This window comes from Parapedobacter brassicae (genome assembly GCF_051400755.1).
Taxonomy (GTDB): domain Bacteria; phylum Bacteroidota; class Bacteroidia; order Sphingobacteriales; family Sphingobacteriaceae; genus Parapedobacter.
This window is the reverse complement of the sequence record NZ_JBLFFL010000001.1, coordinates 676810-689210: the sequence shown is the minus strand read 5'-3', so window position 1 is coordinate 689210 and position 12401 is coordinate 676810. Positions and strand designations below refer to the sequence as shown.

The following is a 12401-nucleotide window of genomic DNA, read 5'->3' as shown; positions in this document are numbered from 1 at the left end:
TAAGTATCGTTAATGCTTTGTTAATACTTTATTATACTTCCTACCCTAATCTTGGTCAAATTTAGGCGGCCAGTTATTGTAAGCTGTTTTCACCTAGAAACCAATTATCAACGACAGAATAACCATGCTGAGAATTATCGGTTTTATACCATTATTCGTTTATGTATGCTGCGGATGCAGTTCAGGCAACAGGACACGCTATAAGGAATGGAATGACTATGGAGGAGGGGCCGACCATTCGAAGTATGTAGACTACCGAGAGATCACCAGGAAGAATGTCAATCAACTGGAGGTTGCTTTCGTATACCCAACCGGTGACAACGTAAATTACCGCTTCAATCCGGTCATTGTCGACGGCGTGATGTATGTGCTGGCGAAAAATAACTCGCTGGTCGCTATCGATGCAGCCACGGGGAAGGAACTGTGGATACATGCCAACCTGCGGGGAATCATACAAAGAGGTGTCAATTTCTGGCAAAGCAAAGACAGGAAAGAGAAACGGTTATTGATCTGTCTGAATAACACGCTGCAAGCGATTGATGCGAATACGGGTAAATCCATTACCACGTTTGGCAAGAGCGGGTATGTCGATCTCAAGCAGGGATTGGATCGTGATCCGGCTACTTTCGGTCGGGCTACATCGACCACCCCGGGTAAGGTTTTCGAGGATTTGGTTATTCTTGGATCGGCTCCCGGCGAAAATCTGTTTTCAGGCCCTGGCCATCTCCGTGCGTATAATGTCATCACTGGTGAGCTGGTATGGGTATTTCACACCATTCCACATCCCAGTGAATATGGCTATGATACCTGGCCGGAAGAGGCCTATAAATACGTAGGTGGCACCAACACGTGGGGCGAGATATCGGTTGATGAAGATCGTGGCATTGCCTATTTTCCGATTGGGTCGCCAACCTATGACTATGACGGTGCAGACAGGCCCGGAAGCAACCTGTTTGGTAATTGCATCCTGGCGCTGGACGCGCGTACAGGCAAAAGACTGTGGCATTTCCAGACCGTTCATCATGATCTTTGGGATTATGACCTCACGGCAGCCCCTCAATTAATTACCGTCAACCACGGCGGAGAAAAAATAGATGCGGTAGCGGTTGCTTCCAAACATGGATTTCTCTTTGTATTTGACCGGGTAACGGGTGAACCCCTGTGGCCGATAGAAGAGCGGCCGGTACCTGTGAGTGACATGCCCAATGAACAGGCTTGGCCTACGCAGCCGTTTCCGACCGTCGTTCCACCGTTCAATCGCCAGATCGTAACCCTGGATGACATCAATCCCTATTTTTCTCCAGCCGATAAGGAGAAATGGACGGCACGTGTAACCGCTGCAAAGAATGGCCTTTTCCATCCGCTTTCGGATACCTATGAGGTGGTCACCAATCCGGGAGCCGTGGGCGGAGCGAACTTCGGCAACACGGCAGCGGATCCCCAAAACGGGATTGTCTACGTACAGACACAGGAACTTGCCGACTTTTATAGCCTAAAAAAGCGGGAACCAACACTTCAGCGGAATGGCTTCGGTGGAGGCCGCAATTCGGGCGTTTCACCCGAAAGGTTGGCGCAGGGGAAGGCCTTGTATGTGCAACACTGCCAGACATGCCACGGCGAGAATCGGGCCGGTATCGACGGATTGGGGACCACACTGGTGAATTTGAGCGTGAAAGTAAATGACGAAGCCTTCAAAGGTATAATGGCCGTTGGCAAAGGGCGGATGCCCGGCTTCCCCCACCTTACCGAGACGGAGATTGCGGCCATCTACGCCTACCTTACCCCCGAAGCACAACGAGGTCCCGGAGGGCGCGGGAACAGGGATGATGATACGCCGGAGTTGCCCGACGGGCCAGTAGTGGCATCTGGCGGTGTTCCTGTTGACCTGCCACCATCCGGTGGGCAACGCATGACGGTTTACCCAAGTGAGTATACCGGTCCGCGGTCCGAATATGTCGAAACTAATAATTGGGGGCTAGGGGTGCCTAATCTACTGACGCCTCCTTGGTCACTTATTGTAGCCTATGATTTGAATGAAGGCAAAATCAAATGGAAAATCCCATTGGGAAATGACGACAGCATACCGGGCGGTAAAAACCTGAGCATGCCCAATGGCTCGCAAGGTAAAGGGATGGTTGTCACTTCAGCTGGCCTGCTATTTTCCACTTGCTTGGATGGACGGATCTATGCCTATAATACAGATGATGGAAATATGCTTTGGTCTACTGATTTGGGTAGGAATAATCCGGGCGGGCTTCCCGCGATGTATGAAGTAGACGGTAGGCAATACCTGGTGGTCTGTTCGGTCGGTAGCTTGAAAGATAAATCGAAAACAGAATCCGACGTACCTAAAGGGTATATCGTATATGCATTACCCAAAAAGGAGAAATAGTTATGGATAGAAAAGCATTTATTTTTAGCACCGGAGGAATCGTCTTATCGGCATGGGTCTCGCCCGCACTGGGTACGATTGGATTACCTAAGTCCAAAATGGATCGCATTGCCCTGGGCACATTGCTCTTCAGGTACCGATTCCAACGTACAAAACCCCGGCAGTGGGATACGATCAAAGACGAATTGACCTTATTGGACGTCCCTGAACACCACCGCGATAAATTTGGCATCCGCAAGATCGAATTCTGGAACGAACATTTCGAATCGCTGGATCCGGATTACCTGGGCAGGCTGCGAGACAAGATCAAATCGGCTAAGGCGGAACTGCTGAATATACAGATAGACCGGATTTCCTATAACCTTGCCGCTACCGACGAAGCCGAACGGCGGCAAAGTATCACGGACGTGAAAACATGGATGGATGCCGCGTCTTTTCTGGGGTCGAAGTGCGTGCGTATAAATCCAGGCTCACCAAAGGGTACGGTCGAAAAAAGCATTGAATCGCTAAAAGAGCTGAATAGTTATGCGAAGCAGAAGAAGCTGACCATCATTACGGCCAATCATTTCGGGATAGAGATGGATGCTGATAAACATGTGCAGATCGCCCGGAGATCGGGTATATATACGGAGCCCGACTTTGGTAATTACATTCCCCAGTACACGGAGGAAGTCATGATGGAATCCCTGTCTAAGATCCTGCCTTATGCCCATGTTGTTTCCGCAAAAATGGTCGACTTCAACGAACAAATGGAGCATATCTCGTACGATTTTGATCGATGTATCCAATTGGCAGAAAAAGCGGGCTTCAAAGGTACTTATGTGATTGCGCAGTGGAGCGGAAAGTTTCAGGATATCGATTATGACGATGTGGCTAGATGGGGCATTGAACACGTAAAGAACCATATTAAATAGCGTAAGATTTATGATGAAGAAGATGCTTATCGCACTGTTTACCCTGGCTTGTGCCATAGGGTTTTCGTATGCACAAGAGGGTGAGACCCACGGACGGGGTCTTAGTTTTAAGCCCGACTACCAATTCAAAGGAACTAGTCTGGCCCGTTGGAACAAATTCGGAACTGCGGATTGGCGTGCTGAAGGCGGTCAATTGGTAGGGAAGCCTGGCGACACCTCAACGGCAAGTTTGTTGATCCTCGATCAATCTTTTCAGGATGTGACCGTCAATACATTGGTCAAGATGGTTGGCGATGGAGAAGCGGGAATTGTTTTCAGGCTGGAAAAAACCGATGCAGGATGGACTGGGGTTTTAGTCTCGTTAAAAAATGAGGAATCGGCTGCCTACGGGTTGGTGCTTGACGCCAAGGGGAAGGAACTGAGCCGCACACTTCTGCGACGAGCAGGTGGGATGATGCGGGTGGCGCCTCCTCCAGATCCCAACGCTTCAAATTCGTCCAACACCAATAGGGGTGGAGGACAGCCAAATCGAGGTGGTGCCCCGGGGCCGATCTTGCCGATCCCGAGACCCCAAACAGCTTTTCAAGTCAATGACTGGAATCAGTTGGAATGCGTGTTGGATATGAATATTCTGCGGGGATTTATCAATGACGGTAATGGTCCCGGTGGGGCGGCAGACGATGAATTCGGGGAATATGGACCCGTCGCTTTATATGTAAAGGGTGATGCAGAAATACGGTACAAGGATTTCAAATACAAAGATCTTGCGCTTCGGAATACCCCAAAGGAAGTAACTTCAGCACATTTTGAAGTGCAGCAACTCAGCGATATGTATTATTCATTCAGCTCCGCTGCCGCAGATTTCAACAGGGACGGCATCCTGGATGTGGTGGCTGGCCCCCATATTTACTACGGACCGGAGTATACTTCTTACCGTGAAATTTTTCAGGGGGTAACGTACAATCCTTCCCAGCAATTTTCCGAAGTGAATTGCCAATATGCCTATGATTTTAATGGTGACGGTTGGCCGGATGTATTTTCTGCGGCGCCCTTTGGCCGGTTGTACATCAATCCCGAGGGTGAGTCACGCCGCTGGGACATGCAGGCCGTAATTCCGGGCAATATCAACTCAGAAGTAACGGTTTTTACGGATATCGACGGCGATGGTCGACCTGAAATTGTTTATGGAACCAGTGGTGACCGCATATTGAAGTACGCTAAGTTTGATCCTGCCGACCCAAGCAAGCCTTGGAAGGCCTATTCTGTATCTGATGCCGGGTACTATACGGCACATGGCTTTGGTGTGGGAGATATCAACGGCGATGGGCGCCCCGATATTACCAATCCCAATGGTTGGTGGGAGCAACCAGCCCAACTTGGTACCGGTGCATCTTGGATACACCATCCAGTAGCTTTTGGACGGTACGGACATCGCGGTAGTGGAATGGGCGGTAGTATCATGGCGATATACGACGTAAATGGTGATGGATACAACGACGTCGTAACCAGCCTCAACGCCCATGGGTTCGGTTTGGCCTGGTATGAGCAGCAACGCAATGAACAAGGTGAAATCGCATTTCAGCGCCACATGATTATGGATGACTATTCAACGGACAATGCCGGTGACGTCACATTTTCACAATTGCATGGTACCACGTTCGCGGATATCGATGGCGATGGTATACCCGATTTTATTGCTGGGAAGCGGTATTGGTCGCACCTGGATACGCACCTTGACCCCGACCCTAGCGGTGCCGCGGTATTGTATTGTTTTCGGACGGTCCGCGACGCCAATGCACCCGGCGGAGCACGCTTTGAACCGGAACTCGTGCATAACCGATCGGGGGCAGGATCTGATTTATTAGCCGTCGATTTGAATGGTGACGGTAAACAGGAAATCGTTTCATCTACGAATCGGGGAACATTTATTTTTTGGAATAAAGGAATTGATTAACAGTTGTTTATGAGGTCAACATTCATTGCATTAATCTTGTTAATCTTTTGTTAATTATTTGTTATAGGCGCGCTTGTATCCTTGGAACAGTTTAAGGAATGCGGTAAGCGAATTATACAATTATAAATTTTTGATTCCTGTTATGGTTTAATTTCTGATACCGGAGCTTTCCTGCATCATCATTTCGATGTATGCTGTCGCGGAGACCGTTTCGAAATTGCAAACTAGCAGGAATAAATTTAAACTAATTATGATGAAAACAACCACTAATGACCCACCGCCTACATAGGCTTGCTTTTTATGATGCAAGACTATTCTGGGCAAATCCTGGCAATAGAATCGTGCTCAGATGCCACCTAATCAGCAATATTTAACCAATTATCTATTTTGGGATGAAAAAATTAATGTTATTAATGCTGGGTAGCGCTATCTTGGCTACCTCAGCAGTTGCAAAAGAGCCGCAAACTCAAACAGCAACAAAACCAGAACAAACTGCGCTAAGCAATGAGCCCAACAAAAAGTCGGATGCAGTCTTAGCCAATGGTACTTTAGGGGGCATTAGCCAACTAAATAATGACGTATATATACAGGCTTACAATACATCTACTGGTCAAACCTATTATTTGACCGCACCCACAATGAGCTCTGCAAGTATATCGTTGCCTACCGGCACGTATGATATATCCGTCAGTACGAGCAATGTGTTTGCGGATATCTATATATCTGATGACGATGATTCGTATAACGTTGACGATGTTTACTATCACACCTTCTCCAACATAACCATTAACAATTCATATGCGACCGTCGTAGCTGTATATTATCCGTAACTAATTGGCCATAAAAACCATCTTGAATTTCTGAAAATTAAAAGCTAGGAATTCATATACCCTGAGGTCGGCAGTTCGATCCTGCTCCCCCCTACTTAAGGGGACAATGGGTGTGAGGCTTTTTTGCGTCCTCGTTTTGACCAGCGGCTGCTGTTGCGGAGATGTCTCGAAATTGTTAAACAACGGATTTGAATTAAAATTGATAACGATGAAAACAACCACTAATGACCCACCACCGACGTAGTCTTGCTTTTCCGATGCACGACTTATCTGGGCAAATCATAGAGAGAGGAATCATGCTCAGATATCACCTAATCAGCAATATTTAACCAATTATCTATTTTGGGATGAAAAAATTAACATACTTATTTTATTTATTGATCATGCTTGCTCCGCTGTATGGCCTTGCCCAAATGCGGACCATTCAAGGGCGAGTAACCGATGCCCAGACCGGTGAGGCACTGGCAGGTGTGAGTGTGGTAGCCAACACGGCTGCCGGACGTGAACAGGCTACGTCTACCGACGAAAGTGGAGCATATCAAATCCAGGTGTCTGGCGAAGCGATAACCCTTGTGTTTGCTTACGTGGGCAAAACAACACTGACTGAGCAGATAGGCAACAGGAGCTCCATCACTGTTCAACTGGAAGGTGACGCAAGTGAGCTTGACGAGGTAGTCGTTACCGGTTATTCCACAACGACCAAGGCAACATTGACCGGTGCGGTTTCATCGATTAGCGGTCAAGATATGGTTCGTACAAAAAACGAAAACGCCGTAAACATGCTGACTGGTAAATTGCCGGGTGTACGTGTTCAACAGCGAAGCAGCGCACCGGGCGATTACAGTACGCGTATCGATATTCGTGGGATGGGCGATCCGTTGTTCGTGGTCGACGGGATTCCAAGAGACAAAGACTATTTTTCGCGTATGAGCGGCGATGAAATTGAAAGTGTTTCGGTCTTGAAAGACGGTACCGCGGCAATCTATGGTCTGCGTGCGGCCAACGGGGTTATTTTGGTTACTACCAAAAGCGGTATGGACATGGGCGGTAAGGTGGATATCACGTTTAGTACCAGCACGTCACTGCAACAGTTTCTGAATGTTCCGCAAACAACCAATGCTATTGATTATTTTACGTTAAGGAACGAGAGAAACTGGCAGGATTTCGGGGGCAACTATATGGTACGACGCAATCCCATTGTAACCGAGGAACAATTCCAACCTTACCTGGACGGTACATTGACCTCCTACAACTGGATGGACAAGGTATTCAAGAAAACGACGCCCCAATCCCTACATAACCTGAGTGTAAATGGAGGTAGCGACAAAATACAGTATTTCTTTAACCTCGGTTACTCAAAGCAGTCCGGTTCTTATCGAAGCGACGATTACAATTCCGATCGTTGGAACATGCGTTCGAATATCGATGCACAGATTACCAAGCGGTTGAAAGCCCGGGTGTCCCTTGGTGGGATCATGCTCAATACCACGAAACCGAATGGAGTCGACTGGACGGCTTATAAAAACACGTGGTTGACTCGTCCAAATGCATCTTTCTATGCAAACGACAACCCGCTGTATCCCAATGGAAATACCCAATTGTTGAATGAAAGTGTGAATCCGATGGTACAGACCGACGCAGACTACGTGGGGTACAACCTCAACAAGGATCGCCGGTTTAACGGAACCTTGCAGCTGGAGTATCAGATCCCGGGAGTGGATGGCCTGTCAGCAAAAGGATCGTATGATTATGCGGTCAGTTTACCTGATTACCACAACTACCACCGGACGTTCACCGTCTATCAGTATAATCCGGATAGCGATACCTATTCGCCCATTCAAAAAGGTACACCGGCCAGTGTCACTCGGGGGGTCAACGTTAACAACAACACCAACATGCAGTTGGGATTGTTTTACAACAAGTCCTTTGGCTTGCATAACTTTAACAACTTCCTGCTTTACGAAGAAACCTACAGCAATTGGGATAGTTTCAGCGCTTTCCGGGAGATGCACGTCGATTCGGAATACCTGTTTGCAGGAAGTACTATAAATCAGCAGGCATTAGGTGGCGGTATTGGCGACCGGTCCAGTAAATCGATGGTGGGCCAGTTGGATTATAACTACGCAAGCAAATACATGCTTGCCTTCAAATTCCGGTATGATGGATCGTCCCGTTTCCCCGAAGGAAAGCGCTTTGGATTCTTCCCCTCGCTCTCTGGCGCTTGGCGCATCAGCGAAGAGAATTTCATGAAAGACAACGTACCGGTTGTAAGCGACCTGAAAATCCGGGCTTCGTATGGAGAGATGGGTGACGATAATGCAGCTGGTAACTATCCGCCGACACTGGGTTACAACCTCGACCCCAACGCGGTTGGATGGATGTTCGGTGGCGGCCTTCAAGGAGGCGTGACGACGCAACCCATCCCAAATCCCAATTTAACATGGTATCACATCAAATCGTATAATCTAGGCTTGGATGTAGGTTTCCTGCAGAACAAACTGAATGCTACGTTCGACGTGTTCCAGCGTGATCGTACCGGGCTGCTGGCTACTAGCGGTGAGGTGATCCCTGGTACAGTAGGGGCCAATTTGCCACAGGAAAACCTCAATGGCGACCGAAACTTCGGGTATGAGGTTTCGCTGGATTACCGTAGCCGGGTCAATGAGCTTTCATATTACGTAGGAGGCCAACTATCTGCTACCAGAATAAAACGAACCAATTGGCTCGAAACACCAGCCAGCAATTCGTATGATTATTGGCGGAACCGCACCGCAGGCCGTTACACCAATATTTGGTGGGGCAACGAATCAGGTGGCATGTTCACCAATTACGCCGATATCCGTAACTTCTCCATTCCCCAAGGACAGGGAGCGTTGCCGGGCGACTGGTGGCTGACCGACTGGAACGAAGACGGTGTAATTAATGGTCAAGACGATCACCCTATCGCCTCTATCGGATTGCCGGTTTTCAATTATGGCCTTTCGCTGGGAGCTTCCTGGAAAGGGATCGACTTGGCGCTCGATTTCCAGGGTGTACATGGTGTCTTCGTGAAATATAACGAGTTGCTCGTCGAAGCGCTGCCCTTTGGCGAACAAAATACGCTGGCATTTTTTATGGACCGCTGGCGTCCGGTCGATCCGATGGCAGATTATTTCGATGCGAATACCGAATGGATTCCCGGGTATTTCCCGGTAACCGGACGGGACGGCCGGCGTACCGGAACGAACGGAGTGCAGGACGCTTCCTACGTGCGTTTGAAAACCACTGAACTGGGATATACCCTGCCCGACAGCTGGGTATCGAAAGCAGGAATCAAAAACCTACGGGTTTATTTCAGCGGCTATAACCTGCTGACATTTACTGGCCTCGAACACATGGATCCGGAACGTCCGGGTGAACGGATAAACGACGAACCTGGGGTGGGGGGCGTTGACTTGTACAATTATCCGAATAACAAAACGTATACGTTTGGTGCAAGCATTAAATTCTAAAAAATTATGAAGATGAAAAAGAGATTGTTAGCATATATTGCACTGTTAGGTGCGCTCGTTTTCTCCCAATGCCGGCAATTGGACCTGGAGCCGAAAGGGATCATGGGTGAACCGGAACTTTTCGGGACCGAGTACGGCGTAAAGATGTACTTCACCGGGCTTTACAATTGGCTGCCCATTGAGGATTTTCAGTATTACGCGAACAACGGCTACCATAGGGCCGACTGGCAAACGGAGAAAAACAGCCAGGGTGCCATGAGCGGCGAGTATTTCAATACCTGGATCAGTGTCGATAACGATGGGTTCGGCTACTGGCCGTACGACCGCATCCGTGAAGTGAATAACTTTATTCAAAGTTTCCCGAACTATAAGGGAAAGTTCCCCGACGAGACGATTTATAATAAGTTGCTGGGCGAAGCCCATTTCCTGCGGGCGTATTTCTACTTCGGGTTGGCGAAACGTTACGGTGGGGTTCCGATCGTGACAGAAGTCCAGGATCCGCTGGCCGGCCCCGAAGTATTGAACGTATCGCGTAATACCGAATACGATACGTGGAAATTCATTCACGACGATCTGCAGTTCGCGATGGATAACCTGTCGGGTGATACAAAAGAAACGGGGCGTGCGAACAAATACGTTGCGGCGGCATTAATGTCTCGCGCAATGTTGTATGCGGGATCTATTGCAAAATATTCGGAATCGCTGGGATTTAAGGCCACGGAATTGGCGGCACAACAAGGCTTGGCAGGCATGGAACCTTCACAAGCCAACGAGTTCTTCGAATATGCGGTGGCAGCCGGGAAACTGATTGAAACGGGTCCTTTTTCCCTGTATAACAAACATGCAGACAAGGCAGCCAATTTTGCCAGCCTGTTCCTTGACCCCAGTTCGCCGGAAACCATCTTTGTCAAAGAATACGATAGGAACTCGCCGCGTGGCAACTCGTTGCAGCATAATTACGACGCGTTGATGTCTCCGGCACCCGATATGTCCTCCTTTGTCGGTGCAGAAAGCTTCGTGCCACTCGACTTCATGGAATTGTACGACATGCCGGCCTATACCAACCCGGACGGAACCCCCGTTCGCTTTGACAACAGCAGTGACATCCGTGAGGGAATGGAACCCCGGGCGCTCGGTACCATGTACTTGGACGGGGATGAGTTGCGGGGAAAAACGTTCAGCATCCAGCGGGGTATCTACCGGACATTCGACGGTGTGGCCACTGATATCCAACGCGGTGTGAATTCGGCACCGATCAACAGCAACGGCAACCGTATTCTGGGCGGTAAGGGCTGGACTACCGAAATCGACGGCGTGACCTATACCATTACTGGTGCACATGGGAATTTCGAGGATCAAGGCGGCGAAAATAATGCGTTCGGGTCGGCGTTTATCCGTAAATACATCAATCCCGATATGCCGACCGCTGATGTCCGGGACTATAGAAGTGATCAGTCTTGGGTGGTTTTCCGTTTGGGTGAGGTTTACCTCAATACTGCAGAGGCGCTGTATGAATTGGGTAGACGCGATGAGGCGTTTGATTATGTCGCGATGGTCCGCGACCGTGCTGGCGCCAGAGTGGTCCGTCCGGCGATCGATATGACGATGACCAACATCGGTACCATCAACAAGGCGAACTACACCTACTCGCTCGAAAAATCGCTGCAGTTCATCCGCGACGAGCGCCAACGTGAGCTGTATGCTGAAAACCACTGGTGGTGGGATATTCGCCGCTGGCGGACGGCCGACCAGATCCTAAACAATTTCCGGCAACGGCTACTGAGCTGTTATTACGTGGCCGACGAAGGGAAATACATTTACCTCGACGAAGACAACCGGTTTAACCGCCAATGGAATGCCTCCAAGAGTTGTTATTATGAACCGATTCCTTGGGGTGAAATTGGCAAGAACAATGACTTGCTGCCACAGAATCCGCTTTATTAGTTAACGTGTTGATACAAGTATTATGAAGAAGTTAATCATATATTCAATTTTAGGCGTAAGTCTTTTGTCGGTTACCTCCTGTTACAAGGCCGACAACTGGGATGCTCCGAGTGTGCGTGTCCACGGACGCGTCATCGATTCATATACGGGCGAGAATTTACTTTCATCGCAAGATGACTGGAGCATACGTATCTGGGAACGGAGCTGGACAGCCTCCGAGCCGACCAACCAAAATTTGTCGGTAAAACAGGACGGCTCCTACAACAACAGTAAACTGTTTGCCGGAACCTACGATATGCTTCCGTATGGCGGTCCTTTCTGGCCGGTTACGGATACCGTAAAAAATGTCGCCTTTAATGGTGTTACGGAACAGGATTTCATCGTTACACCGTATCTGCAATTGATCGATTTTGAAACGTCATTGGATGGGCTGAATTTAACGTTGAAGTGCCGGCTTAAGGCTCCGATTCGTACGGGGCTGCCGAATCTCGTCGAGATTAAGCCTTTCCTAAGCCTGACGACGTTCTGCGGCGCTACCAACAACATTGACATTGGTGAGTATTCCAATAAACGGATACAGATCAACAAATCGTGGCAGGATGAAGTGGGTGATTCCGAAACTAGCGATGTCTATACCATCGGACCGCTGCCTGTAAAGGCGGGTTATACGTATTATGTCCGCTTGGGGGCTAATGTGAACGATGCAAATCGGAAATATAACTATACAGACATTGTTAAAGTAGACGTTCCCAGATAATCTGCTTAGTTAATTGTCTGAATGGTATGGTAATCGATGGGGAAGTTGATTGTTTTTAATGGTTGTCCGTCGCTATTGCGATGGGCAACCATTTTTTAATAGCCGAGTACGACTGCCAG

7 protein-coding genes are annotated in these 12401 nt (G+C 48.7%); all 7 read left to right on the top strand.

Features of this window, described 5'->3' with window-relative positions:
• Positions 1–124: 124 nt before the first annotated feature.
• The gene (locus tag ACMGDE_RS02775) at positions 125–2392 is read left to right on the top strand and encodes an outer membrane protein assembly factor BamB family protein (RefSeq protein WP_436831232.1); all 2268 of its coding nucleotides are present in this window, start codon (positions 125–127) and stop codon (positions 2390–2392) included.
• 2 nt (positions 2393–2394) lie between these two features.
• Positions 2395–3306 (top strand): sugar phosphate isomerase/epimerase family protein, encoded by a 912-nt coding sequence (locus tag ACMGDE_RS02770; protein ID WP_436831231.1) that lies wholly within the window; start codon positions 2395–2397, stop codon positions 3304–3306.
• Between the two features lie 10 nt (positions 3307–3316).
• Complete coding sequence (locus ACMGDE_RS02765; RefSeq protein ID WP_436831230.1) at positions 3317–5260, top strand: FG-GAP repeat domain-containing protein; 1944 nt, start codon at positions 3317–3319, stop codon at positions 5258–5260.
• A gap of 392 nt (positions 5261–5652) precedes the next feature.
• The gene (locus tag ACMGDE_RS02760) at positions 5653–6090 is read left to right on the top strand and encodes a hypothetical protein (protein WP_436831229.1); all 438 of its coding nucleotides are present in this window, start codon (positions 5653–5655) and stop codon (positions 6088–6090) included.
• A 347-nt stretch (positions 6091–6437) separates the two neighbouring features.
• Positions 6438–9581: a SusC/RagA family TonB-linked outer membrane protein gene (locus ACMGDE_RS02755; protein WP_436831228.1), complete on the top strand. Its 3144-nt coding sequence runs from the start codon at positions 6438–6440 to the stop codon at positions 9579–9581.
• A 12-nt stretch (positions 9582–9593) separates the two neighbouring features.
• Entirely contained in the window at positions 9594–11525 is a 1932-nt protein-coding gene (locus ACMGDE_RS02750) for a RagB/SusD family nutrient uptake outer membrane protein (protein WP_436831227.1), read from the top strand.
• Positions 11526–11547: 22 nt separating this feature from the next.
• Complete coding sequence (locus ACMGDE_RS02745; protein ID WP_436831226.1) at positions 11548–12282, top strand: DUF3823 domain-containing protein; 735 nt, start codon at positions 11548–11550, stop codon at positions 12280–12282.
• Positions 12283–12401: the final 119 nt, after the last annotated feature.

Bases quoted from the DNA above. Each gene is read 5' to 3' on its own strand.
- ACMGDE_RS02745 (WP_436831226.1), top strand. From the start codon at position 11,548: ATGAAGAAGTTAATCATATATTCAATTTTAGGCGTAAGTCTTTTGTCG.
- ACMGDE_RS02750 (WP_436831227.1), top strand. From the start codon at position 9,594: ATGAAAAAGAGATTGTTAGCATATATTGCACTGTTAGGTGCGCTCGTT.
- ACMGDE_RS02770 (WP_436831231.1), top strand. From the start codon at position 2,395: ATGGATAGAAAAGCATTTATTTTTAGCACCGGAGGAATCGTCTTATCG.
- ACMGDE_RS02775 (WP_436831232.1), top strand. From the start codon at position 125: ATGCTGAGAATTATCGGTTTTATACCATTATTCGTTTATGTATGCTGC.
- ACMGDE_RS02765 (WP_436831230.1), top strand. From the start codon at position 3,317: ATGATGAAGAAGATGCTTATCGCACTGTTTACCCTGGCTTGTGCCATA.
- ACMGDE_RS02755 (WP_436831228.1), top strand. From the start codon at position 6,438: ATGAAAAAATTAACATACTTATTTTATTTATTGATCATGCTTGCTCCG.
- ACMGDE_RS02760 (WP_436831229.1), top strand. From the start codon at position 5,653: ATGAAAAAATTAATGTTATTAATGCTGGGTAGCGCTATCTTGGCTACC.